The organism is Streptomyces sp. NPDC001493 (assembly GCF_053597235.1).
Genome location: NZ_JBSFHV010000013.1, coordinates 79,562 through 104,123, shown reverse-complemented (window position 1 = coordinate 104,123; position 24,562 = coordinate 79,562). Strand labels below are relative to the sequence as shown.

22 protein-coding genes are annotated in these 24,562 nt (G+C 72.0%); 1 reads left to right on the top strand and 21 read right to left on the bottom strand.

Going from position 1 to position 24,562, the window contains the following annotated elements; translation table 11 throughout:
• Window positions 1-34 precede the first annotated feature (34 nt).
• From ACWCWD_RS19880 to pyrR, 14 genes are all read right to left on the bottom strand, one after another.
• A complete protein-coding gene (locus ACWCWD_RS19880; protein ID WP_450774188.1) occupies window positions 35-2,137 on the bottom strand; it encodes a primosomal protein N' in 2,103 nt (700 codons plus the stop codon).
• A 171-nt stretch (window positions 2,138-2,308) separates the two neighbouring features.
• Window positions 2,309-3,529: a methionine adenosyltransferase gene (metK, locus tag ACWCWD_RS19875; protein ID WP_450774094.1), complete on the bottom strand. Its 1,221-nt coding sequence runs from the start codon at window positions 3,527-3,529 to the stop codon at window positions 2,309-2,311.
• 239 nt (window positions 3,530-3,768) lie between these two features.
• Complete coding sequence (coaBC, locus tag ACWCWD_RS19870; RefSeq protein WP_450774093.1) at window positions 3,769-4,974, bottom strand: bifunctional phosphopantothenoylcysteine decarboxylase/phosphopantothenate--cysteine ligase CoaBC; 1,206 nt, start codon at window positions 4,972-4,974, stop codon at window positions 3,769-3,771.
• Between the two features lie 174 nt (window positions 4,975-5,148).
• Window positions 5,149-5,421, bottom strand: a complete 273-nt coding sequence (gene rpoZ / locus ACWCWD_RS19865) for a DNA-directed RNA polymerase subunit omega (protein ID WP_003970369.1) — start codon at window positions 5,419-5,421, stop codon at window positions 5,149-5,151.
• A gap of 123 nt (window positions 5,422-5,544) precedes the next feature.
• Window positions 5,545-6,162, bottom strand: coding sequence for a guanylate kinase (gmk, locus tag ACWCWD_RS19860; protein WP_450774092.1), 618 nt, complete (start codon window positions 6,160-6,162; stop codon window positions 5,545-5,547).
• Between the two features lie 38 nt (window positions 6,163-6,200).
• A complete protein-coding gene (locus ACWCWD_RS19855) occupies window positions 6,201-6,524 on the bottom strand; it encodes an integration host factor (protein WP_327174683.1) in 324 nt (107 codons plus the stop codon).
• Between the two features lie 261 nt (window positions 6,525-6,785).
• A complete protein-coding gene (pyrF, locus tag ACWCWD_RS19850) occupies window positions 6,786-7,652 on the bottom strand; it encodes an orotidine-5'-phosphate decarboxylase (RefSeq protein ID WP_450774091.1) in 867 nt (288 codons plus the stop codon).
• Window positions 7,649-8,758 carry a quinone-dependent dihydroorotate dehydrogenase gene (locus tag ACWCWD_RS19845; RefSeq protein WP_450774090.1) on the bottom strand — a complete coding sequence of 370 codons (1,110 nt, stop codon included), beginning with the start codon at window positions 8,756-8,758 and terminating at the stop codon, window positions 7,649-7,651. Before ACWCWD_RS19845 ends, pyrF begins: the two co-directional genes overlap by 4 nt.
• A gap of 99 nt (window positions 8,759-8,857) precedes the next feature.
• Window positions 8,858-12,166: a carbamoyl-phosphate synthase large subunit gene (gene carB / locus ACWCWD_RS19840; RefSeq protein WP_450774089.1), complete on the bottom strand. Its 3,309-nt coding sequence runs from the start codon at window positions 12,164-12,166 to the stop codon at window positions 8,858-8,860.
• A complete protein-coding gene (carA, locus tag ACWCWD_RS19835) occupies window positions 12,159-13,301 on the bottom strand; it encodes a glutamine-hydrolyzing carbamoyl-phosphate synthase small subunit (protein WP_450774088.1) in 1,143 nt (380 codons plus the stop codon). The genes carB and carA overlap by 8 nt, the downstream gene beginning before the upstream one ends.
• Window positions 13,298-13,876: a PH-like domain-containing protein gene (locus tag ACWCWD_RS19830; RefSeq protein WP_450774087.1), complete on the bottom strand. Its 579-nt coding sequence runs from the start codon at window positions 13,874-13,876 to the stop codon at window positions 13,298-13,300. The genes carA and ACWCWD_RS19830 overlap by 4 nt, the downstream gene beginning before the upstream one ends.
• Window positions 13,873-15,159 carry a dihydroorotase gene (locus ACWCWD_RS19825; protein WP_450774086.1) on the bottom strand — a complete coding sequence of 429 codons (1,287 nt, stop codon included), beginning with the start codon at window positions 15,157-15,159 and terminating at the stop codon, window positions 13,873-13,875. The genes ACWCWD_RS19830 and ACWCWD_RS19825 overlap by 4 nt, the downstream gene beginning before the upstream one ends.
• Before the next feature lie 2 nt (window positions 15,160-15,161).
• Complete coding sequence (locus tag ACWCWD_RS19820) at window positions 15,162-16,139, bottom strand: aspartate carbamoyltransferase catalytic subunit (RefSeq protein WP_266702306.1); 978 nt, start codon at window positions 16,137-16,139, stop codon at window positions 15,162-15,164.
• Window positions 16,140-16,250: 111 nt separating this feature from the next.
• Window positions 16,251-16,835 carry a bifunctional pyr operon transcriptional regulator/uracil phosphoribosyltransferase PyrR gene (gene pyrR / locus ACWCWD_RS19815; RefSeq protein WP_450774085.1) on the bottom strand — a complete coding sequence of 195 codons (585 nt, stop codon included), beginning with the start codon at window positions 16,833-16,835 and terminating at the stop codon, window positions 16,251-16,253.
• A gap of 231 nt (window positions 16,836-17,066) precedes the next feature.
• Between pyrR and bldD the strand changes: the two genes are divergently transcribed.
• Window positions 17,067-17,567, top strand: coding sequence for a transcriptional regulator BldD (bldD, locus tag ACWCWD_RS19810; protein ID WP_327174691.1), 501 nt, complete (start codon window positions 17,067-17,069; stop codon window positions 17,565-17,567).
• A 309-nt stretch (window positions 17,568-17,876) separates the two neighbouring features.
• Here the strand turns inward: bldD and nusB are convergent, their stop codons facing one another.
• From nusB to aroC, 7 genes are all read right to left on the bottom strand, one after another.
• Window positions 17,877-18,308, bottom strand: coding sequence for a transcription antitermination factor NusB (nusB, locus tag ACWCWD_RS19805; protein ID WP_327174692.1), 432 nt, complete (start codon window positions 18,306-18,308; stop codon window positions 17,877-17,879).
• Window positions 18,309-18,310: 2 nt separating this feature from the next.
• Window positions 18,311-18,877, bottom strand: coding sequence for an elongation factor P (efp, locus tag ACWCWD_RS19800; protein ID WP_299540949.1), 567 nt, complete (start codon window positions 18,875-18,877; stop codon window positions 18,311-18,313).
• 50 nt (window positions 18,878-18,927) lie between these two features.
• A complete protein-coding gene (locus ACWCWD_RS19795) occupies window positions 18,928-20,034 on the bottom strand; it encodes a M24 family metallopeptidase (RefSeq protein WP_450774084.1) in 1,107 nt (368 codons plus the stop codon).
• Between the two features lie 178 nt (window positions 20,035-20,212).
• On the bottom strand, window positions 20,213-21,040 hold the full coding sequence (locus ACWCWD_RS19790; RefSeq protein ID WP_450774083.1) for a Pro-rich N-terminal domain-containing protein: 828 nt from the start codon (window positions 21,038-21,040) through the stop codon (window positions 20,213-20,215).
• 137 nt (window positions 21,041-21,177) lie between these two features.
• Window positions 21,178-21,618 (bottom strand): type II 3-dehydroquinate dehydratase, encoded by a 441-nt coding sequence (gene aroQ, locus ACWCWD_RS19785; protein WP_327174695.1) that lies wholly within the window; start codon window positions 21,616-21,618, stop codon window positions 21,178-21,180.
• Window positions 21,615-23,252: a 3-dehydroquinate synthase gene (aroB, locus tag ACWCWD_RS19780; protein WP_450774082.1), complete on the bottom strand. Its 1,638-nt coding sequence runs from the start codon at window positions 23,250-23,252 to the stop codon at window positions 21,615-21,617. The genes aroQ and aroB overlap by 4 nt, the downstream gene beginning before the upstream one ends.
• Window positions 23,249-24,433 (bottom strand): chorismate synthase, encoded by a 1,185-nt coding sequence (gene aroC / locus ACWCWD_RS19775; protein ID WP_450774081.1) that lies wholly within the window; start codon window positions 24,431-24,433, stop codon window positions 23,249-23,251. The genes aroB and aroC overlap by 4 nt, the downstream gene beginning before the upstream one ends.
• Window positions 24,434-24,562 lie beyond the last annotated feature (129 nt).

The following is a 24,562-nucleotide window of genomic DNA, read 5'->3' as shown; positions in this document are numbered from 1 at the left end:
GCCCCCGACGCACCACCGGCCCGGCCCGCCCGCCTCAGCCGATGTCGGGCGGGTCGATCCTGATGCGTACGGGCTCCGCACCGCCCCGGGCGGTCCGCGCGGCCTGGGCGGTCTTCAGCGCGGCGGCGAGCGCGGCGCCGCGTCCGGGGACCACGCGGATCAGCAGCCGCTCCCAGGTCTCGCCGAGCGGCGCGTCCCCGGCCCGGCGCGGTCGGCCGGGTCCGGCGGAGGGCACCGGTACGGGCCCGAGGATCTCGGCCTCCGGCGGCAGACTCGCGCTCTCCAGGAACGCGGTGAGCGCCCCGGGCGTGCCCGTGACCGAGGCCATCCGGGAGACGGGCGGAAAGCCGAGTTCGGCGCGCTCGGCCAGCTCCCGGCGCGCGAACCCGGCGGGGTCCCACCGCACCAGGGCCTGGACGGGGCCGAGTGTCGGCTCGGCCACGACGACCACGGTGCCGCCCTCCTCCTGGCCCCGGACCAGTGAGGCGGCGGCGATCCAGCGGCGCAGCGCCTCCTCGCCCGCCCGGAGGTCGGGCCGGCCGAGCATGGCCCAGCCGTCGAGGAGCAGTGCCGCGGCGTAGCCGCCCTGGGCGACGGGTTCGGCGCCGGGTGTGCTCACCACGAGGGCGGGTTCGCCCGGCACCTCGTCCAGGATGTGGTCGCGCCCCGAGGTGCGGACCGGCACCTTGGGGAAGGCGCGGCCGAGTTCGTCCGCCGTCCGCCTGGCCCCGACGATCTGCGCGCGCAGCCGGGTGGCCCCGCACGTGGCGCAGTGCCAGCCGTGCTCGGGCCGTCCGCACCAGGCGCAGTCGAGTTCCCGCTGGTCCTGGGCCTGGAGCGGTCCGGCGCAATGGCGGCAGCGGGCCGGGGTGCGGCAGCGCTCGCAGGCGAGCCGGGGGGCGTATCCGCGGCGCGGGACCTGCACGAGGACCGGGCCCTCGCGCAGTCCGTCGCGGGCGGTCTGCCACGCCAGGCTGGGCAGCCGGGCGGTGCGCGCGGCGCCGTCCCGGGCGAGCTGCTCGTCGCCGATGGTGCGGATCATCGGGGCGGCGCGGCGTACGTGGTCGCGGGTGGCGGCCAGCGGCAGGGCCCAGCCGGTCTCGACCAGCTGCGCGGCCTCCACCGTGCAGCCGGTGGCGCCGAGGAGGAACCCGCACCGCTCGTGGGCGGCCCGGAGCTCCAGCACCTCCCGGACGTGGGGGAAGGGGGCGTTGTCGTCGCTGTGGCTGGAGTCGCCGTCGTCCCAGATCACGACGAGGCCGAGGTCGGCGACGGGTGCGAACATCGCGGCCCGTGTCCCGACCACCGCCCGCACCGAGCCGCGCCGGACGGCGAGCCACTGGCGGTACCGCTTCTCCGGGCCGGACTCCGCGGTGAGCAGGGCGTGCAGGCCCGGCCCGAGCAGTGCGGTCAGCGCGGCGTCGACCCGTCCGGCCGTCCGGCCGTCGGGGACCACGACGAGCGCGCCGCGTCCCGAGGAGAGGGTGGCCGCGACGGCGCGGGCGATCTCGTGCGGCCAGTGCGGTCCGGGCAGGGCGGTCCAGACGGCCCTGGGTGCGCCGCCCTCGGCGAGCGCGCGCAGGTACCCGGGCCCCTGGGCGTACCGTTCCCAGCTGCCCGGCGCGGGGGGCGGGGGCGGCGGCAGCGGCTGGGGCGAGGGCTTGCCTTCGGCGCGGCCGTTGCGCGGCGGCACCGCCAGCTGGAGCACGTCGGCGAGACTGCCCGCGTACCGGTCGGCGACCGCGCGCGCCAGCCCGAGCAGCTCCGGCGAGAGGACCGGCTCCGGGGAGACGACGTAGGCGAGCGCGGCCAGCGTGCCCTGGTAGTCCGACTCCGCCCGCCGCTCGACGAGGAACCCGTCGATCAGCCCGCCGCCCTCGCGCCGGCCGCCCCGGACCTGGCGTCCGCCGGCGCCGAACCGCACCCGCACCCGGACGCCGGGCTGTGCGTCGGCGTCGAGCTCCTCGGGCACCGCGTAGTCGAAGTACTGGTCGAGGTGGAGCACGCCCTTGTTCACCAGGACCCGGGCGACGGGCAGCTCGGCGGCGAGCGGGGCGCCGCGCCAGGTACGCGGCTTGGCGCGCGGCACCTTCGCCCGGCGCACGGTCTCCCGGATGAGGGCAAGCTGCTCCGGCATGCCGTCCCCGGGCTCGTCCGCCCGCCCGTCCTCGCTGCTCACAGCCACATTCCTACCAGAGGGGTCCGACAGTGCACGGCGCACGGCAACGGCCGGGGCCCGGACACCGTGGTGACGGTGCCGGGCCCCGGCCGTACGTAGACCTGCGGGTCCTCGTGCGGACCGGCGGGATCAGAGACCGGCGGCGGCGCGCAGCGCGTCCACCCGGTCGGTGCGCTCCCACGTGAAGTCGGGGAGCTCGCGGCCGAAGTGGCCGTACGCCGCGGTCTGCGCGTAGATCGGGCGGAGCAGGTCCAGGTCGCGGATGATCGCGGCCGGGCGGAGGTCGAAGACCTCGCCGATGGCGTGCTCGATCTTGTCGGTGTCGACCGCGGCGGTGCCGAAGGTCTCGACGAACAGACCGACCGGCTCGGCCTTGCCGATCGCGTACGCGACCTGCACCTCGCAGCGGGCGGCGAGCCCGGCGGCGACGACGTTCTTGGCCACCCAGCGCATGGCGTACGCGGCCGAACGGTCGACCTTCGACGGGTCCTTGCCCGAGAAGGCGCCGCCACCGTGGCGGGCCATGCCGCCGTAGGTGTCGATGATGATCTTGCGGCCGGTGAGGCCGGCGTCGCCCATCGGGCCGCCGATCTCGAAGCGGCCGGTCGGGTTCACCAGGAGGCGGTAGCCCTCGGTGTCGAGCTTGATGCCGTCCTCGATGAGCTGCGCCAGCACGTGCTCCACGACGAACTCGCGGATGTCGGGGGCGAGCAGCGAGTCGAGGTCGATGTCCGAGGCGTGCTGCGAGGACACCACGACCGTGTCGAGGCGGACGGCCTTGTCGCCGTCGTACTCGATGGTGACCTGCGTCTTGCCGTCGGGGCGCAGGTAGGGGATGGTGCCGTTCTTGCGGACGTCGGAGAGCCGGCGGGAGAGCCGGTGCGCCAAGTAGATCGGGAGCGGCATCAGCTCGGGCGTCTCGTCGCAGGCGTAGCCGAACATCAGGCCCTGGTCGCCGGCGCCCTGCTTGTCGAGCTCGTCGTCCTCGACGGCGGCCGCACCCAGCACCCGCTTCTCGTACGCGGTGTCGACACCCTGGGCGATGTCCGGGGACTGCGCTCCGATGGACACCGAGACGCCGCAGGAGGCGCCGTCGAAGCCCTTCTTGGAGGAGTCGTAGCCGATCTCCAGGATCTTGTTGCGCACGAGGTTGGGAATGTCGGCGTAGGCCTTGGTCGTGACCTCACCCGCGACATGCACCAGACCAGTGGTGATCAAGGTCTCGACGGCGACGCGCGAGGTGGGGTCCTCGCGCAGGAGCGCGTCGAGAATCGTGTCGCTGATCTGGTCAGCGATCTTGTCGGGGTGACCCTCGGTGACGGATTCCGAGGTGAAGAGACGGCGGGACACATCGCTCCCTGGGGTTGCAGCGGCTGCTGGCTGATCATGGGTGGACGGTCGGGAGCTGCGCCCGGCACGTTCCGCGACCAGTTTATCGGTCGCTTCCGACGGTTGGGCCACGCGTCTCGCCCCTTGGGAGCTCTGTGACGTGCGGCACTGACGAATTCGGGGGGTCGGGCCCTCCTGCGGAAGCACTCTGGAGCCCTATTTTCTCCTCCGCCCCGGCCGCGGGTGCGGCGGGGGTGAATCTACCCCGGGAAACGTGCGGCTACCAGATCCCACACAGTGTCGGCGAGGGCCTCCTTGGGCCCGTGCGGCACGGCCGTTTCGCTTCCGTCCGCGGCCAGGACCACCGCTTCGTTGTCCTGGGAACCGAAGGTCTTGCGCTCCCCCACCTCGTTGACGACGAGGAGGTCGCACCCCTTGCGGCGAAGTTTTTCGCGCCCGTTGGCGAGCACGTCGTCGGTCTCGGCCGCGAAGCCCACGACCACCTGTCCGGGTGCGGTCCGTTCGGTGGAGAGCTCGGCGAGGATGTCCGGATTCCGCAGGAGCTCAATGACCGGATCCGCTTGGCCGTCGCGCTTCTTGATCTTGCCCGTGGCGTAGGTGACGGGCCGGAAGTCGGCGACGGCGGCGGCCATCACCACCGCGTCCGCGTCGGCGGCCGCCTTCAGCACGGCCTCCCGCAGCTGGACCGCGGTTCCCACGTGGACCACGTCGGCACCGGCCGGCTCGGGCAGACCGGTGTTCGCCTCGATCAGGGTGACCCGGGCGCCGCGGGCGACGGCTGTGCGCGCGAGGGCGTACCCCTGCTTGCCGGAGGAACGGTTGCCCAGGTAGCGGACGGGGTCGAGCGGCTCTCGGGTGCCTCCGGCGCTGACCACCACGTGGCGTCCCGCGAGATCGGGCGCCGCGACGCCCCGCGCCAGCACCCGGCGGCAGACCTCGAAGATCTCGGCGGGGTCGGGGAGCCGTCCCTTGCCGGTGTCCACACCGGTGAGCCGGCCGACCGCGGGCTCGATGACCACGGCGCCCCGGCGCCGCAGGGTGGCGACGTTCTCCTGGGTGGCGGGGTGCTCCCACATCTCGGTGTGCATCGCGGGCGCGAACACGACCGGACAGCGGGCCGTGAGCAGGGTGTTGGTGAGCAGGTCGTCGGCGAGCCCGTGGGCCGCCCTGGCGAGCATGTCGGCGGTGGCCGGGGCGACCACGACGAGGTCGGCGGCCTGCCCGGTGCGCACGTGGGGCACCTCGTGGACGTCGTTCCAGACCTCGGTGGAGACCGGGTGCCCGGAGAGCGCGGACCAGGTCGCGGCGCCGACGAAGTGCAGCGAGGCCGCGGTGGGCACCACGGTCACGTCGTGCCCGGACTCGGTCAGCCGGCGGAGCAGCTCGCACGCCTTGTACGCGGCGATGCCTCCGCTGACCCCCAGAACGACCTTCGGCTTCTCCACTGCGTCTCCCCGCACTCGGCTCGGTGTCCTTCCATGCTGCCCCACCGGCGCGGACCGGTGTCCGGCGGGCCGGGTCTCCGCCCGCACCACGGACACACCCCGGGCCCGGCGGATGATCCGCCGGGCCCGGGGTGAAGGTGCGTTCTTCCCGCCTGGGGCAGGAGGTGCGGCTGCTTACTGCGCGGGGCCCTCGATGGCCTCGGAGGTCAGCAGGCCGGCGTTGATCTCGCGGAGCGCGATCGACAGCGGCTTCTCGTGCACGTGGGTGTCGACGAGCGGACCGACGTACTCGAGGAGGCCTTCACCGAGCTGCGAGTAGTACGCGTTGATCTGGCGCGCGCGCTTGGCGGCGTAGATCACGAGGCTGTACTTCGAGTCGGTGGCTTCGAGGAGCTCATCAATCGGCGGGTTGATGATGCCCTCGGGCGTGGTGATGGAAGAGGACACTCTCTGCCTTCCGAAGGGGGTGTAGATCAAAGAGATCTTTGATGCTGCGGCTGCCGGCCGGCGGTGATCCGTGCGGTGCGGCTGAGACTCGGCGTCGGCTGTGAGGCCGTTCGCGTCGCTCTCTCAGTCGCTCGTGGCACGGTGGTCGGAAGCCTGAAGCATCAAGGCTAGCAGCTCGCGTGCGACGTCCTCGACGGAGGTGTTGACGAGGGTGGTGTCGAACTCGGCCTCGGCGGCCAGTTCGACCCGGGCGGCGGCGAGCCTGCGCTCGATCACCTCGGGCGACTCGGTGCCCCGGCCGGTGAGCCGGCGGACCAGCTCGTCCCAGCTCGGCGGGGCCAGGAAGACGAGCCGCGCGTCAGCCATCGACTCGCGGACCAGCCGGGCGCCCTGGAGGTCGATCTCCAGCAGCACCGGCTCGCCGTTCTCCAGGCGGTCGAGGACGGCCCGGCGGGGGGTGCCGTAGCGGTTTCCCGCGAACTCCGCCCATTCGAGCAGCTCGCCGTTGGCGATCAGCTTGTCGAACTCCTGGTCGTCCACGAAGAAGTAGTGGACGCCGTTGCTCTCACCGGGTCGCGGCTTGCGGGTCGTCGCCGACACCGAGAGCCAGACTTCGGGGTGGACCTTGCGCATATGCGCGACGACCGTGCTCTTGCCGACCCCGGAGGGGCCGGAGAGCACGGTCAGCCGCGGACGTACGTCCGGGGGTACGGGGGACGTCCCCCGGGATGAAGCAGCCATGCAGCGATTATCCAGGTTCTCAGGGGTGCCTGAGAACGTCAGGCGGCTGTGCCGCCGAACTCTCGCTCCAGGGATGCGATCTGATTGGAGCCGAGACCCCGGACCCTACGGCTCTCGGAGATCCCGAGACGCTCCATGATCTGCTTGGCGCGGACCTTGCCCACGCCCGGCAGGGACTCAAGGAGTGCGGAGACCTTCATCTTGCCGATGACGTCGTTCTCCCGACCCTGCTTGATGACCTCGTGGAGCGAGGCGCCGGAGTGCTTGAGTCGATTCTTGACCTCGGCCCGCTCCCGGCGAGCCGCGGCGGCCTTTTCGAGCGCGGCTGCGCGCTGTTCAGGGGTAAGGGGCGGAAGAGCCACGCCTACGTCACCTCGGATGTCGATCTGTCGGATACGGACCGGTGAGGAACCTGTCGCCCCACACCTCGCGAGCCACGAACAACGGCACGAACAACAACCTGTGCTCGTTGGCTCTCGACGGAGACTAGCGGCCAACCGCTCCGGAGTCAGCGAGAACGAACGAAAAGTCCTGGTCAGCCTTGGCCGACCAGGACATTTCCGGCATAAAGGCCGGTATTTTGCTCAGGAATTCGTCAACGCGCTGTTATGTGTCGCATTCAACTATCCGTGAACGGCCGTACGGACCTCGTCGGCGAAGCGTTCGGCGGCCTCGCGCAGACCCGCCGCGTCGGGTCCGTGACGGAGAACACCCCGGCTCACGCTCGGCACCACGTTGCCCACCGCGTCGCCGAACACGCCCGGCAGATCGGCCGGGGTGGCGCCCTGGGCGCCGATGCCCGGAGCGAGCAGCGGACCGTTGATCGCCAGGTTCACCCCGGCGTCCCCGAGGGTCGCGCCGACCACCGCGCCGACCGAGCCGAGCGGCTCGGCCCCGGCGTTCTCGGCGGCCATGTGGTCGAGCATCAGCTGGGCCAGCGAGCGGCCGTCGGCCGCGGTCGCGCGCTGCACCTCGGCGCCCTCCGGGTTGGAGGTGAGCGCCAGCACGAAGACGCCCGCGCCGGAGACGGCGGCGGCGTCGAGCGCGGGGCGCAGCGATCCGAAGCCGAGGTAGGGCGAGACGGTGACCGCGTCCGAGAAGAGCGGGGAGTCCTTGTCCAGGTAGGTGGCCGCGTAGGCACCCATGGTGGAGCCGATGTCGCCGCGCTTGGCGTCCATGAGGACGAGCGCGCCGGCCGAGCGGGCCTCGGCGACGGCCGTCTCCAGGACGGCCACGCCGCGCGAGCCGAAGCGCTCGAAGAACGCGGACTGCGGCTTGAGGACGGCGACCCGGTCGGCGAGCGCCTCGACGACCGTACGGGTGAAGCGCTCCAGGCCCGCGATGTCGTCGGACAGGCCCCAGGAGGCGAGCAGCGAGGCGTGCGGGTCGATGCCGACGCAGAGCGGTCCGCGGGTGTCCATGGCGCGGCGCAGGCGGGCGCCGAAGGGTTCGAGGGGCGCTGTTTCGAGGGTCACTGCTTCACGGGTCACTGGGCGGCCTTCCGGGTGTCGGCGCCGACGGCTTCGGCGAGCGTGGCGTACGGGGATGCGGCGAGCCGGGCGGCCAGCCCCTTGTGGATCGCGCGGGCGTAGAACGGGCCCTCGTAGATGAAGGCGCTGTACCCCTGGACGAGGGTCGCGCCGGCCAGGATGCGCTGCCAGGCGTCCTCGGCGTTCTCGATGCCTCCGACACCCACCAGGGTGATCCGGTCGCCCACGCGCTCGTACAGCCGCCTCAGGACCTCCAGGGAGCGTCCCTTGAGCGGGGCGCCGGAGAGTCCGCCGGTCTCCCCGGTCAGGGAGGCGGGCGAGCGCAGGCCGAGGCCGTCGCGGGCGATGGTGGTGTTGGTGGCGATGATGCCGTCGAGGCCGAGTTCCACGGCGAGGTCGGCGACGGCGTCGACGTCCTCGTCCGCGAGGTCGGGGGCGATCTTGACCAGGAGCGGGACGCGGCGGTCGGTCACGGTGCGGTCGGCGGCCTCGCGCACGGCGGTCAGCAGCGGGCGCAGCGCCTCGGTGGCCTGGAGGTTGCGCAGGCCGGGGGTGTTGGGCGAGGAGACGTTGACCACGAGGTAGTCGGCGTGGGCCGCGAGGCGCTCGGTGGACTTCACGTAGTCGGCGGCGGCCTCGGCCTCCGGGACCACCTTGGTCTTGCCGATGTTGACGCCGACGGTGGTGCGGAAGACGGGCTCACGGGCGCCGAGGCGGGCGGCGACGGCGGCGGAGCCCTCGTTGTTGAAGCCCATGCGGTTGATCAGGGCGCGGTCGGCGACGAGGCGGAAGAGCCGCTTCTTGGGGTTGCCGGGCTGCGGCTCGCCGGTCACGGTGCCGATCTCGACGTGGTCGAAGCCGAGCATCGCCATGCCGTCGATCGCGATCGCGTTCTTGTCGAAGCCGGCGGCGAGGCCGAAGGGGCCGTGCATCCGCAGGCCGAGGGCCTCGGTGCGCAGGGCCTTGTACCGGGGGGCGAGCACCGCGGCGACGTACGTCCGCAGGACGGGGGTACGGGCGGCGAGACGGATCCACCGGAAGGCCAGGTAGTGGGCCTGCTCGGGGTCCATCCGCTTGAAGACCAGCTGGAAGAAGAACTTGTACATCGAAGGTGTCCTCACGAAGAGGGGGACACCGCAGACCGGTGTCCCCCTTGCCTGGCCGGCCCGGACCCAGAAGGGTCCGGGCCGGTCCGTCCGTACCGACTAGTCGCGGGCCGCCGTCAGGTGCTCGGCGTGCTCCTGCAGGGACCGTACGCCGACGTCTCCGCGCCGGAGCGCGTCGATGCCCTGGACCGCGGCGGCGAGCGCCTGGACGGTCGTCAGGCACGGCACCGAGCGGGCCACCGCGGCGGTCCGGATCTCGTAGCCGTCGAGCCGGCCGCCGGTGCCGTACGGCGTGTTGACGATGAGGTCGACCTGGCCGTCGTGGATGAGCTGGACGATGGTCTTCTCGCCGTTCGGGCCCTCGCCCTCGGACTGCTTGCGCACGACGGTGGCGTTGATGCCGTTGCGCTTGAGGACCTCGGCGGTGCCGGAGGTCGCCATCAGCTCGAAGCCGTGGGCGACGAGCTCCCGGGCCGGGAAGATCATCGAGCGCTTGTCGCGGTTGGCGACCGAGATGAACGCGCGGCCCTTGACGGGCAGCGGGCCGTAGGCGCCGGCCTGGGACTTGGCGTAGGCCGTCCCGAAGGCCGAGTCGATGCCCATGACCTCACCGGTCGAACGCATCTCCGGGCCGAGGACGGTGTCCACGCCGCGGCCGTGGATGTCGCGGAAGCGCGACCACGGCATGACGGCCTCCTTGACGGAGATCGGCGCGTCCAGCGGCAGGGTGCCGCCGTCGCCCTGGGCCGGCAGCAGGCCCTCGGCGCGCAGCTCGGCGATGGTCGCGCCCAGCGAGATGCGGGCGGCGGCCTTGGCGAGCGGGACGGCGGTCGCCTTCGAGGTGAAGGGGACGGTCCGGGAGGCGCGGGGGTTGGCCTCCAGGACGTAGAGGATGTCGCCGGAGAGCGCGAACTGGATGTTGATCAGTCCGCGGACGCCGACGCCCTTGGCGATGCCCTCGGTGGAGACCCGCAGGCGCTTGATGTCGTGGCCGCCGAGGGTGATCGGGGGCAGCGCGCAGGCGGAGTCGCCGGAGTGGATACCGGCCTCCTCGATGTGCTCCATGACGCCGCCGAGGTAGAGCTCGGTGCCGTCGTAGAGCGCGTCGACGTCGATCTCGATCGCGTCGTCGAGGAAGCGGTCGACCAGGACCGGCCGGGTGGGGCTGATCTCGGTGGACTCGGCGATGTACGAGGACAGGCGGGTCTCGTCGTAGACGATCTCCATGCCGCGTCCGCCGAGGACGTACGACGGGCGCACCAGGACCGGGTAGCCGATCTCGTCGGCGATGGCCTTGGCCTCGTCGAAGGTGGTGGCGGTGCCGTGCTTCGGCGCGGGCAGGCCGGCCTCGGCGAGCACCCGGCCGAAGGCGCCGCGGTCCTCGGCGGCGTGGATCGCCTCGGGGGACGTGCCGACGACGGGCACGCCGTTGTCCTTGAGCGCCTGCGACAGGCCCAGCGGGGTCTGGCCGCCGAGCTGGACGACGACGCCCGCGACGGGACCGGCCAGCGTCTCCGCGTGGACGATCTCCAGGACGTCCTCCAGGGTGAGCGGCTCGAAGTACAGCCGGTCGGAGGTGTCGTAATCGGTGGAGACGGTCTCCGGGTTGCAGTTGACCATCACGGTCTCGTAGCCGGCGTCGCTCAGCGCGAAGGAGGCGTGGACGCAGGAGTAGTCGAACTCGATGCCCTGGCCGATACGGTTCGGGCCCGAGCCGAGGATGATCACCGCGGGCTTGGTACGGGGCGCGACCTCGCTCTCCTCGTCGTACGAGGAGTAGAAGTACGGGGTCTTCGCGGCGAACTCGGCGGCGCAGGTGTCGACCGTCTTGTAGACCGGGCGGATGCCCAGCGCGTGGCGGACCTCGCGGACGACGTCCTCGCCCAGGCCGCGGATCTCGGCGATCTGCGCGTCGGAGAAGCCGTGGCGCTTGGCCTCGGCGATCACGTCGGCGTCGAGGCGCTCGGCGGAGGCCAGCCCGTCGGCGATCTCCTTGATCAGGAAGAGCTGGTCCACGAACCACGGGTCGATCTTCGTGGCGTCGAAGACCTCCTCGGGGGTGGCACCGGCGCGGATCGCCTGCATGACGGTGTTGATGCGGCCGTCGGTGGGGCGGACCGACTCGGCGAGCAGGGCGTCCTTGTCGCCGGGCTCGCCGGTGAAGGCGAACTGCGAGCCCTTCTTCTCCAGCGAGCGGAGCGCCTTCTGCAGCGCCTCGGTGAAGTTGCGGCCGATCGCCATGGCCTCGCCCACCGACTTCATGGTGGTGGTGAGGGTGGAGTCGGCGGAGGGGAACTTCTCGAAGGCGAAGCGCGGGGCCTTGACCACGACGTAGTCGAGCGAGGGCTCGAAGGAGGCCGGGGTCTTCTCCGTGATGTCGTTCGGGATCTCGTCGAGCGTGTAGCCGACGGCCAGCTTGGCGGCGATCTTGGCGATCGGGAAGCCGGTGGCCTTGGAGGCGAGCGCCGAGGACCGGGAGACGCGCGGGTTCATCTCGATGACGATGATCCGGCCGTCGGTGGGGTCGATGGCGAACTGGATGTTGCAGCCGCCGGTGTCGACGCCGACCTCGCGGATGATCGCGATGCCGATGTCGCGCAGCCGCTGGTACTCGCGGTCGGTGAGCGTCATCGACGGGGCGACGGTGATGGAGTCGCCGGTGTGGACGCCCATCGGGTCGAAGTTCTCGATGGAGCAGACGACCACGACGTTGTCGTTCTTGTCGCGCATCAGCTCCAGCTCGTACTCCTTCCAGCCGAGGATGGACTCCTCCAGGAGCACCTCGGTGGTCGGCGAGAGGGTGAGGCCCTGTCCGGCGATGCGGCGCAGCTCCTCCTCGTCGTGGGCGAAGCCGGAGCCGGCGCCGCCCATGGTGAAGGAGGGGCGGACGACGACGGGGTAGCCGCCGAGGGTCTCGACGCCCTGGATGACGTCGTCCATCGTGTGGCAGATGACCGAGCGGGCGGACTCGCCGTGGCCGATCTTCTCGCGGACGGCTTCGACGACGCCCTTGAAGAGGTCGCGGTCCTCGCCCTTGTTGATCGCCTCGACGTTGGCGCCGATCAACTCGACGCCGTACTTCTCCAGCACGCCGTTGTCGTGCATGGAGATGGCGGTGTTGAGCGCGGTCTGACCGCCCAGCGTCGGCAGGAGGGCGTCGGGGCGCTCCTTGGCGATGATCTTCTCGACGAACTCGGGGGTGATCGGCTCGACGTAGGTGGCGTCGGCGATCTCCGGGTCGGTCATGATCGTGGCCGGGTTGGAGTTGACCAGGATGACGCGCAGGCCCTCGGCCTTGAGCACGCGGCACGCCTGGGTACCGGAGTAGTCGAACTCGGCGGCCTGGCCGATGACGATCGGGCCGGAGCCGATGACCAGGACGGACTGGATATCGGAGCGCTTAGGCACGCTGGCCCTCCATCAGGGTGACGAAACGGTCGAAGAGGTACGCGGCGTCGTGCGGGCCCGCGGCTGCTTCGGGGTGGTACTGGACGCTGAACGCGGGCTGGTCGAGGAGGTGCAGACCTTCGACGACCTGGTCGTTCAGGCAGACGTGGGAGACCTCGGCGCGGCCGAACTCGGTGTCCGAGATCTTGTCCAGGGGCGCGTCGACGGCGAAGCCGTGGTTGTGCGCGGTGACCTCGACCTTGCCGGTCGTCCGGTCCTGGACGGGCTGGTTGATGCCCCGGTGGCCGTACTTCAGCTTGTAGGTGCCGAAGCCGAGGGCGCGGCCGAGGATCTGGTTGCCGAAGCAGATGCCGAAGAGCGGCGTCCTGCGCTCCAGCACGGCGCGCATCAGCGCGACCGGGCCGTCGGCGGTGGCGGGGTCGCCGGGGCCGTTGGAGAAGAACACACCGTCGGGGGCGACGGCGTAGACGTCCTCGACCGTGGCGGTGGCGGGGAGCACGTGCACCTCGATGCCGCGTTCAGCCATCCGGCGCGGGGTCATGCCCTTGATGCCGAGGTCGATGGCGGCGACGGTGAACTTCTTCTCGCCGATCGCCGGGACGGTGTAGGCCTCCTTGGTGGCGACCTCCTCGTACAGGCTGGCGCCCTTCATCTGCGGCTGGGCCTGGACGCGGGCGAGCAGCTCGGCGTCGGGGGCGAGAGCCTCGCCGGAGAAGACGCCGGAGCGCATCGCGCCGCGCTCGCGCAGGTGGCGGGTGAGGGCGCGGGTGTCGATGCCGGAGATCCCGACGACGCCCTGCTTGCTGAGCTCCTCGTCCAGGGAGCGGCGCGAGCGCCAGTTGGACGGGACGCGTGCGGGGTCGCGCACGACGTAGCCGGAGACCCAGATGCGGGAGGACTCGTCGTCCTCGTCGTTCCAGCCGGTGTTGCCGATCTGCGGCGCGGTGGCGACGACGATCTGGCGGTCGTACGAGGGGTCGGTCAGCGTCTCCTGGTAGCCGGTCATGCCGGTGGAGAAAACGGCCTCGCCGAAGGTCTCCCCCACGGCCCCGTAGGCACGGCCGCGGAAGATGCGGCCGTCCTCCAGGACGAGTACGGCGGGAGCTTGTGCGGCTCCCCGGGTGGAGATCGTCATCGTGCGGTGCCTTCCGTAGTGCTGGTGAGAGAGGTGAGGGTGTCGATCCAGGCCTGGTGCCCGGCCGCCTGGTCGGCGCGGAACCCGGAGTCGATCAGCTTGTCGCCGTGGGCCCAGGTGATGACCAGCAGGCCGCCCTCGGGGAGGACCTTGCCCGCGATCGCCCGCTCGTGCCGGGCCTCGCGCAGGGCGGCGGCCGGCACGAAGAAGCCGGCCGCCCCGGGGCGTACGACGTCCAGGCCCTGCTCCGTGAGGGTGAGCTCGACCCGGCTGCGGGTGCCGAGACCGTGCGCGACGATCCGGTCGAGCCACTGCCCTGCGGTGGTGGAGCCGTGGTAGCGGCCGGTGAGCTTCAGGAGCGGGGTGCCGTCCGCGAACCCCTCGGGGGTGGCCGCGAGCTCCGGCAGGTCGGACTGGAGGCTGCCGCGCCACTTCCATCCCTGGCGCATCAGCCAGTAGACGAAGGCCACGAAGACCAGTATTCCGACGACCCAGCTGATCCGGGCGGACCAGTCGGTCACTTGGGCCGACTTCTGTTCGGCGGCCAGCTGGTACAGGGGGGTCAGTTTTGTCACGTGAGCTTCCCGTCGACGACCGTGGCACGGCCCCGCAGGAAGGTGTGGGTGACCCGTCCCGGCAGCTCACGGCCCTCGTAGGGGGTGTTGCGGCTGCGGGACGCGAAGCCCGCGGGGTCCACGGTCCCACGGTATGCCGGATCGACGAGTACGAGGTTGGCGGGCTCACCCGGCGAGACGGGGCGGCCGTGTCCGTCGAGCCGGCCGATGGCCGCCGGGCGGAACGACATGCGGTCGGCGACGCCCGCCCAGTCGAGCAGACCGGTCTCGACCATCGTCTGCTGGACCACGGAGAGCGCGGTCTCCAGGCCCACCATGCCCATCGCCGCCGCGGCCCACTCGCAGTCCTTGTCCTCGTGCGGGTGCGGGGCGTGGTCGGTGGCGACGCAGTCGATGGTGCCGTCGGCGAGCGCCTCGCGCAGGGCCAGGACGTCGGCCTCGGTGCGCAGCGGCGGGTTCACCTTGTAGACGGGGTTGTACGAGCGGACCAGCTCGTCGGTGAGGAGCAGGTGGTGCGGGGTGACCTCGGCGGTGACGTTCCAGCCCTTGGACTTGGCCCAGCGGACGATCTCGACGGAACCGGCGGTCGACAGGTGGCAGATGTGCACCCGGGAGTCGACGTGGGCGGCGAGCAGCACGTCGCGCGCGATGATCGACTCCTCGGCGACGGCGGGCCAGCCGCCGAGGCCGAGCTCGGCGGAGACGGTGCCCTCGTTCATCTGGGCGCCCTCGGTGAGGCGGGGTTCCTGGGCGTGCTGGGCGACGACGCCGTCGAAGGCCTTCACGTACTCCAGGGCGCGGCGCATGATCACGGCGTCGTCGACGCACTTGCCGTCGTCGGAGAAGACCTTCACTCCGGCGGCCGAGTCGTGCATGGCGCCGAGCTCGGCGAGCTGCTTGCCCTCCAGGCCGACGGTGACGGCGCCGATCGGCTGGACGTCGCAGTAGCCGGACTCCTTGCCGAGCCGCCAGACCTGCTCGACCACGCCGGCGGTGTCGGCGACGGGGAAGGTGTTGGCCATGGCGTGCACGGCGGTGAAGCCGCCGACCGCGGCGGCCTTGGTGCCGGTCAGGACGGTCTCGGAGTCCTCGCGGCCGGGCTCGCGCAGGTGGGTGTGGAGGTCGACCAGGCCGGGCAGCAGGATCCGGCCCGCCGCCTCGACGACGGTGGCGTCCGCCGCCTCGATGCCGGTGCCGATCTCGGCGATGGTCTCGCCGTCGATCAGGACGTCCTGGACTTCGCCACCGAGGATCTGCGCGCCGCGGATAAGGATCTTGCTCATGGTTACTTGTTCCCCTCGGTACGGGCGGTGGTGGCGGGCTCGGAGCCGCCCAGCAGCAGGTAGAGCACGGCCATGCGGACGGAGACGCCGTTGGCGACCTGTTCGACGGCGGTGCAGCGGTCGGAGTCGGCGACCTCGGCGGTGATCTCCATGCCGCGGTTCATCGGGCCGGGGTGCATGACGATGCTGTGCTCGGGCATCTTCGCCATGCGGTCGCCGTTGAGGCCGTAGCGGCGGGAGTACTCGCGCTCGGTCGGGAAGTACGCGGCGTTCATCCGCTCACGCTGCACACGCAGCATCATCACCGCGTCGGACTTCGGGAGCACCTCGTCCAGGCCGTAGCTGACGTCGCAGGGCCACTGCTCCACGCCGATCGGCAGCAGGGTGGGCGGGGCCACCAGGGTGACGTGGGCGCCGAGCGTGGTCAGCAGGTGGACGTTGGAGCGGGCCACCCGGCTGTGCAGGACGTCGCCGACGATGGTGATCCGGCGGCCTTCGAGGTCGCGGCCGAGGCCCTGGTCGGCCCCGACCAGCCGGCGGCGCATGGTGAAGGCGTCCAGCAGGGCCTGAGTGGGGTGCTCGTGGGTGCCGTCGCCCGCGTTGACGACCGCGCCGTCGATCCAGCCGGAGGTGGCGAGACGGTACGGGGCGCCCGAGGCGTGGTGCCGGATGACGACGGCGTCGGCGCCCATCGCCTCCAGGGTCAGGGCGGTGTCCTTGAGGGATTCGCCCTTGGAGACGGACGAGCCCTTCGCGGAGAAGTTGATGACGTCGGCGGAGAGGCGCTTGGCGGCGGCCTCGAAGGAGATGCGGGTTCGCGTCGAGTCCTCGAAGAAGAGGTTGACGACGGTACGGCCGCGCAGGGTGGGGAGCTTCTTGATCGGCCGGTCGGCGACCCGGGCCATCTCCTCGGCGGTGTCGAGGATGAGGACGGCGTCGTCGCGGGTGAGGTCGGCGGCCGAGATGAGGTGGCGCTTCATCTGGGTGTTCTCCGGGGTGGTGGAGGTTTCGGGCATGCGGGCGTGCTGCGGCAGCCGTACGGACCGGGTGACGGGTCCTACGGAAGCGCCGTTCGGGTAGCGGTAGCGGTGCTAGTGCCCGCCTGCCGGGGCGGTCCTCCGCGCTCCGAGCAGCACGGCGTCGCGGCCGTCCTCCTCGGCGAGCTGGACCGTGACCGTCTCCCGGTGCGACGTCGGGAGGTTCTTGCCGACGTAGTCGGCACGGATGGGGAGTTCGCGGTGGCCGCGGTCCACCAGGACCGCGAGCTGGACGGCGCGGGGGCGGCCGATGTCGCCGAGGGCGTCGAGGGCGGCGCGGATCGTGCGGCCGGAGAAGAGCACGTCGTCGACGAGGACGACGAGGCGTTCGTCGACGCCGTCACCGGGGATGTCGGTGCGGCCGATGGCGCGCGCGGGGCGCATCCGCAGGTCGTCGCGGTGCATCGTGATGTCGAGGGATCCGACGGGCATCGCGCGGCCGGTGATCTCTTCGAGCTTCGCGGCGAGCCTGCGGGCGAGGAAGACGCCGCGGGTGGGGATGCCGAGGAGCACCACGTCGTCGGCGCCCTTGGCGCGTTCGACGATCTCGTGGGCGATCCTGGTCAGGGCCCGGGCGATGTCGGGGGCTTCCAGAACGGGCCGTGCCGCGTTGCCGGTGCCGTCGTGCTGTGCGTCCATTGAGAAACGGACCTCCTTCTCCGCCTCACGGGACGGACCTTAAAGGACGTCGGAAATCTGAAAACTACGTGTTCCACGGTACCAGGGCCGTTCCGGAGCCCCCGACCCGGCCCCCCGCGGAGCCGCTCGGGACCTCCCGGCTTGACGCATCCAAGTAACGCTGCGTAACCTCACAGTGAGTCACCAGCCACGCGGCGGCGCCGCATCATGTTCGAGCGTCCGGGGAGCCTTATGTCCAGCGAATACGCAAAACAGCTCGGGGCCAAGCTCCGCGCCATCCGCACCCAGCAGGGCCTCTCCCTCCACGGCGTGGAGGAGAAGTCGCAGGGCCGTTGGAAGGCCGTCGTCGTCGGCTCGTACGAGCGCGGCGACCGTGCGGTGACCGTCCAGCGTCTTGCGGAGCTGGCGGACTTCTACGGCGTTCCCGTCCAGGAGCTGCTGCCGGGCACGACCCCCGGCGGCGCGGCCGAGCCGCCGCCGAAGCTCGTCCTGGACCTGGAGCGCCTCGCCCACGTCCCGCCGGAGAAGGCCGGACCGCTGCAGCGTTACGCCGCGACGATCCAGAGCCAGCGCGGCGACTACAACGGCAAGGTCCTCTCGATCCGCCAGGACGACCTGCGCACCCTCGCGGTCATCTACGACCAGTCGCCTTCCGTGCTGACGGAGCAGCTGATCAACTGGGGCGTACTGGACGCGGACGCGCGCCGGGCCGTCACCCACGAAGAGGGCTGAGGTCCCTGGGCGGGGCTCCGAGCCCCGCCCGTACGGACTCCGTGTCGCGTACGAACACCTTGTCGCCGGGCCGGCGGGGAGGGACCCGAGAGGGTCTCCCCCGTCGGCCCGTCGTCGTATCCGGCCCCCGCAGGGGCGCAGGGGCGAGGTGGTCCCGGGAGGGGCGGGACGGCCCCGGAGGGACGCGAGGGGCGGCCTCGCCGCCCGGACGTGCCGACGAAGGCCCGCGGCCTCACCGCCCGGACGTGCCGAAGGCCCGCGGTCGGGTCGACCGCGGGCCTTCGTCGGCTGAAGCTCAGCGCCCCGGAGCTACTGCTCGCGGCGCAGGTTCGGCTTGAGGTCCTTGAAACGGGCCAGCATGCCGTTCACGAAGGACGGGGAGTCGTCCGTGGAGAACTCCTTGGCGAGCTGGACCGCCTCGTCGATGACGACGGCGTCCGGCGTCTCGTCCATCCAGATCAGCTCGTACGCGCCGAGCCTGAGGATGCTGCGGTCGACGACCGGCATGCGGTCGATCTCCCAGTCCACGGCGTACGTGACGATGAGGTCGTCGATCCGGTTCGCGTACCGCGCGTACCCCTCGACGAGTTCCATCGTGAATTCGCCGACCGGGGGCTGACGGTCGTCGGTCCGCGAGTGCCGGACCCAGTCCGCGAGGACCGTCTGCACGGACTCACCGCGCTGGTCGGCCTCGAAGAGGATCTGGAAGGCGCGCTTGCGGGCCTTGTTCCGGGCAGCCACGGTTAGCTGTTCACCCGGCCGAGGTAGTCGCCCGTACGAGTGTCGACCTTGATCTTCTCGCCGGTGGTGATGAAGAGCGGCACGCCGATCTCGTAACCGGTCTCCAGCGTGGCGGGCTTGGTGCCACCGGTGGAGCGGTCGCCCTGGACGCCCGGGTCGGTGTGCTGGATGGTCAGCTCGACGGCGGCGGGCAGCTCCACGTAGAGCACCTCGCCCTCGTGCTGCGCGACCGAGGCGGTGAAGCCCTCGATGAGGAAGTTGGCGGCGTCGCCGACGGACTTGCGGTCGACCATCAGCTGGTCGTACGTGTCCATGTCCATGAAGACGAAGTACTCGCCGTCCATGTACGAGAACTGCATGTCCCGGCGGTCGATGGTGGCCGTTTCGACCTTCACGCCGGCGTTGAACGTCTTGTCGACGACCTTGCCGGAGAGCACGTTCTTGAGCTTGGTGCGCACGAAGGCCGGGCCCTTGCCGGGCTTGACGTGCTGGAACTCGACGACGGACCAGAGCTGGCCTCCGTCGAGCTTGAGCACCAGGCCGTTCTTGAGGTCGTTCGTGGAAGCCACGGTTGCGGAATCTCCTGGACTGAAAGCTGGTGGACGGCCAAGAACGCGCGCTAGAGCGCGAGCAGCTCCTTGGTCGTAATGGTGAGTAGCTCGGGTCCGCCGTCCGCCTCGGGGCGCACGACGAGCGTGTCATCGATCCGGACACCGCCCCGGCCCGGGAGGTGGACCCCCGGTCCGACGGTGACCGGCACGCAAGCGTCCAGTTTACCCATGGCTGTCGGTGCCAGCTGCGGGTCCTCGTCGATTTCGAGTCCCACCCCGTGCCCGGTGCGGGGCGAAAGCCCCTCGCCGTACCCCGCGGAGTCCAGCGGATGACGGGCCGCGTGGTCCACTTCACGGTACGTGGCGTCCGGCAGCAGGGCCTCCCGGCCACCGCGCTGAGCGGCGAAAACGAGGTCGTACAGCTCGATCTGCCACTCCGCCGGGGCGGTGCCGATGACGAAGGTGCGGGCGATCTCGCAGCGGTAGCCGCGGTAGCTCGCGCCGAGGCAGACGCTGAGGAAATCGCCTTCCTCGACCCTGCGGTCGGTGGGCCGGTGACGCGCTTGGCCGGAGTTGGGTCCGGTGGCCACGGAGGTGGCGAAGGCGGGGCCCTCGGCGCCGTGGTCGACCAGGCGGCGCTCCAGCTCCAGGGCGAGATGGCGTTCGGTGCGGCCGACGAGGATCGATTCGAGGAGCTCCCCCAGCGCCTGGTCGGTGATCTCCGCCGCGATGCGCAGGCAGGCGATCTCCTCCTCGTCCTTGACCACCCGCAGCTGCTCCACGGTGGTCCCGAGGTCGCCGAGGCGCAGTCCGGGGGCGGCGGTGGCCATGGCGCGGTGGCGCGCGACGGTCAGGTCGTGCTCCTCGACGGCGAGGCGCTCCGTACCGTGCTCGGCGGCCAGGGCGGCGGCGGCGATCGCCGCGTCCCCGCGCCCGCTCCCCAGCGCCGACACCCGCAGCGATTCGTCCGTACGCCCGTGGGCCGGGTCGCCTGCGGGGACACGGGGGCAGAGCAGGACGTCCTCGCCGGCGCCGAGCAGCAGGACGGCGCCGGGAGGCGCCCCGCCGGCGAGATAGCGGACGTTGGCGGGGCGGGAGACCAGGGCGGCGGCCGATCCGGCGGCGGCGCACCGGTCGCGGACCAGCCCGCGGCGGACGGCGTACACCTCTGACATGCCCCGAGCGTACGAGCGCATCCGCCGCCCCGCCCGTCAGCGCTGTCCGACCGGGGACGGCGGGGAGACCGCCGGGGACGGCCGGGAGGGCCGGACAGGGCGGCCGGTGCCCGTACGCGCGGCAGGGCCCACCACCGAGGGGCGGGCCACCGGGAGGCACGGCCGCCGGGAGGGCGGTCTACCAGGAGGGCGGGCTCGCCAGGGCGCGGGCGAGGACGTCGTCCAGGACGCGGGCGGTCGTCTCGACGTCGTACGTCGAGTTGTCGATGATCGGCAGCCCGGAGCCGTACCACCCGGCCATCCGGCCGTGGATGCGGGCGACCTCCTCGTCGGAGAGGCGGCGGTTGCCGGTGCGGGCGGCGTTGCGCTCCAGGACGACCTCGAGGCCGGGCAGGAGGACCACCGGGAGCAGGCCGGGGCCGACGTGGCGCTTCCAGCCGCCGAGGCCGATGACGGGCCGGTCGGGGAAGACGGCGTCGTCGAGGATGCAGGAGATGCCGTTGGCGAGGAAGTTGCGGGCGGCGAAGCCGCAGGTGCGGCGGGCCAGGCGGTACTGGGCCTCGGACTGGTCGTTCCAGCCGGCCTGCGGGTCGGCGAACCCGGAGCGCACCCATTCGCGTACGTCGTCCAGCGAGACGTGGGCCGTGGGCACCCGGCGGCGGGCGGCCCAGAGCTTGGCGACGGTCGTCTTCCCCGCGCCCGCCGGGCCGATCAGGAGGACGGCGAGGGTGGCGGCGCCGGTGCCGGGTTCGAGGGGCTGCGCGGGCAGCGGCACGAGGCCGCCCGGCGGGAGCCGGAAGTGGCCGGTGGCCTCGCGGGCGGGAGGTGCGGACTGCTGGTCGGGGCCGGGCGCCACCCATCCCTGGGCCGGGGGCGCGGGGGGTGCCGGGGGTATCGGGGGCGGCGTGCCGGGGCCGCCGGGGTGCGGGGCGTGGTGCGGGCCGCCGACGGGGCCGTGTCCGGGCCGGTGGGGAGGCGGCAACGGAGCCCCCACTGCGTGCTGCATCCGGTGCCACTCCGTCTCGTGCGGTCAACTGGCGCTGGTCGGAGGGCTACCGTACCGCCCCGGGCCTTCACCGGGTGAACGGCCGGGGGCGGTGCCCCGTGCCCGGAGGCAGGCACGGGGCGGACGGTGACGCCGGGTCAGTCCGTCAGCTCGTCGGCGAGCGCGCGCAGCGCGAGCCGGTAGGAACCGATGCCGAATCCGGCGATGGTGCCGGTGGCGACCGGAGCGACCACGGAGGTGTGCCGGAACTCCTCCCGCGCGTACGGGTTGGAGATGTGCACCTCGATGAGGGGTGCGGTGCGCTGGGAGATCGCGTCCCGCATCCCGTACGAGTAGTGCGTGAACGCGCCCGGGTTGAGGACGACCGGGACCGAACCGTCCGCCGCCTCGTGGAGCCAGCGGATCAGCTCGCCCTCGTCGTTGGTCTCGCGGACCTCGACGTCGAAGCCGAGCTCCTTGCCGAGCGCCTGGCAGGTCTCCACGAGCCCGGCGTACGAGGTGGCCCCGTAGACGTCGGGCTCGCGGGAGCCCAGGCGGCCCAGGTTCGGACCGTTCAGCACGTAGACGCTGCGGGTCACGCGGAGACCTCTCCGTAGGCGGCGAGCAGGACGGCCGGGTCCGGGCCCTCCAGGACGGTGGGCTTGCCGAGCGCGTCGAGCACGATGAAGCGCAGCAGGTCGCCGCGGGACTTCTTGTCGAGCTTCATGTTCTCCAGCAGGCGCGGCCACTGGTCACCGCGGTAGGTGAGCGGCAGGCCGACCGACGCGAGGACGGTGCGGTGCCGGTCGGCGGTGGCGTCGTCGAGCCGTCCGGCGAGCCGGCCCAGCTCGGCGGCGAAGACCAGGCCGATCGAGACGGCGGCGCCGTGGCGCCACTTGTAGCGCTCGTTCTTCTCGATCGCGTGGCCCAGGGTGTGGCCGTAGTTGAGGATCTCGCGGAGTCCGGACTCCTTGAGGTCGCTGGAGACGACCTCGGCCTTGACCCGGATGGAGCGCTCGATCAGCTCGGCGGTGTGCGGCCCGGCGGGCGTACGGGCGCCCTCGGGGTCCGCCTCGACGAGGTCGAGGATCACCGGGTCGGCGATGAAGCCGGCCTTGATGATCTCGGCCATCCCGGAGACGTAGTCGTGCACCGGGAGCGAGTCCAGGGCGGCCAGGTCGCAGAGGACCCCGGCCGGCGGGTGGAAGGCGCCGACGAGGTTCTTGCCCTCGGCGGTGTTGATGCCCGTCTTTCCGCCGACCGCCGCGTCGACCATGCCGAGCACGGTGGTCGGGACGGCGATCCAGCGCACCCCGCGCAGCCAGCTCGCGGCGACGAAGCCGGCGACGTCGGTGGTGGCGCCGCCGCCGACACCGACGATGACGTCGCTGCGGGTGAAGCCGGTCTGGCCCAGCGCCTTCCAGCAGTAGGCGGCGACCTCGACGGTCTTGGCCTCCTCGGCGTTCGGCAGCTGGATCGCGATGGCCTCGTACCCCTGGGAGGCGAGGTCCTCGCGGACCGCCTCGCCGGTCTCGGCGAGGGCCTCCGGGTGCAGCACGGCGACGCGCTTGGCGCGGTCGCCGATGAGCTTGGGCAGCTCGCCGAGGAGCTGCCGGCCGACCAGCACTTCGTACGGGGCGCTGCCCTCGGTGCCGGCGACCTGGATGCGGGTGGGTGCCTGCTCGGTCATTGCTGTCTTCTCCCGGCCGGGCGTGGTGTCGCGTTCCGGCAGTTCCAGTGCGTCGACGATCTCGCGGGCGATCTCGTCGGGGGTGCGGTCGTCGGTGGCGACGGTCACCCGTGCCACCTCTTCGTACAGATGGCGGCGGAGCTCCATCATCTCGCGCCACTGCCGGCGCGGGTTGACGGCCAGCAGCGGCCGTGCGGTGCCCAGGCCGACGCGCTTGACCGCCTCTTCCACGTCCATGGAGAGGTAGACGACGGCGTGCCCCGCCAGCAGCGTGCGGGTGCCCTCGTCGAGCACCGCCCCGCCGCCGAGCGCGAGGACACCGGTGTGCCCGGCCACGGCCTCGCGCACGGCGTGGCGCTCCAGTTCGCGGAAGCGCTCCTCGCCCTCGTCGAAGAAGATCTCCGAGATGGGCTTGCCCGCGGTCGCCACCACGTCGGCGTCGGTGTCGCGGTACGGGGCTCCGAGCCGCTCGGCGAGCAGCTCACCGATCGTGGACTTGCCGACCCCCATGGGGCCGACGAGGACGACCAGCGGCGCGCTCATCGGATCCGCAGGTTGTCGAGGTAGCCCCGCACGTTCCGGCGCGTCTCCTCGACGCTGTCCCCGCCGAACTTCTCCGCGACGGCGTCGGCGAGCACCAGGGCGACCATGGCCTCGGCGACGATCCCGGCGGCCGGCACGGCGCAGACGTCGGAGCGCTGGTGGTGGGCCTTGGCGGGCTCGCCGGTCACCACGTCGACGGTGGCCAGTGCGCGCGGCACGGTCGCGATCGGCTTCATCGCGGCGCGGACCCGGAGGAGTTCACCGGTGGTCAGACCGCCCTCGGTGCCGCCGGCGCGCCCGGAGGCGCGCTTGATGCCGTCCTCGGTGACGAGGATCTCGTCGTGGGCCTTCGAGCCGGGCACCCGGGCCAGGTCGAAGCCGTCGCCGACCTCCACGCCCTTGATCGCCTGGATGCCCATGAGGGCGGAGGCGAGCCGGGCGTCGAGGCGACGGTCCCAGTGCACGTGCGAGCCGAGTCCGACCGGCACGCCGTAGGCGAGCACCTCGACGACACCGCCGAGGGTGTCGCCGTCCTTGTGGGCCTGGTCGATCTCGGCGACCATCGCCTTCGAGGCGTCCTGGTCGAGGCAGCGGACCGGGTCGGCGTCGAGCGCCGGCACGTCGGCCGGGGTCGGCAGCACGCCGTACGGCGCCTTGGCGGCGGCCAGTTCGACGACGTGGCTGACGATCTCGATGCCCGCGGTCTCCTTGAGGTAGGAGCGGGCGACGGCGCCGAGCGCCACGCGGGCGGCGGTCTCCCGGGCGCTGGCGCGCTCCAGGATCGGCCGGGCCTCGTCGAATCCGTACTTCTGCATGCCCGCCAGGTCGGCGTGGCCGGGCCGGGGGCGCGTCAGGGGGGCGTTGCGGGCCAGTGCGGCCAGCTCCTCCTCGTCCACCGGGTCGGCGGACATGACCTGCTCCCACTTGGGCCACTCGGTGTTGCCGACCATGACGGCGACCGGGGACCCCATGGTGAGGCCGTGGCGTACGCCGCCCAGGAAGGTGACCTCGTCCTGCTCGAACTTCATCCGGGCACCGCGTCCGTAGCCGAGCCGCCGCCGGGCGAGGGCGTCGGCCACCATCTCCGTGGTGACCGGGACGCCGGCGGGAAGACCCTCCAGCGTCGCCACGAGTGCGGGGCCGTGCGACTCCCCTGCGGTCAGCCAGCGCAACCTGCTCAACGGTGCTCCTCGATGCTCGCGCGCAAAAACTGCAAAGGCGCGGCCGGGTGCGCGGCCCTGGCCCGCCGCCCCCGATCCTCCCACGAGCTGGAGGGCGAACCGGCCCCCGGTCCAGCAGACGGACGTTTC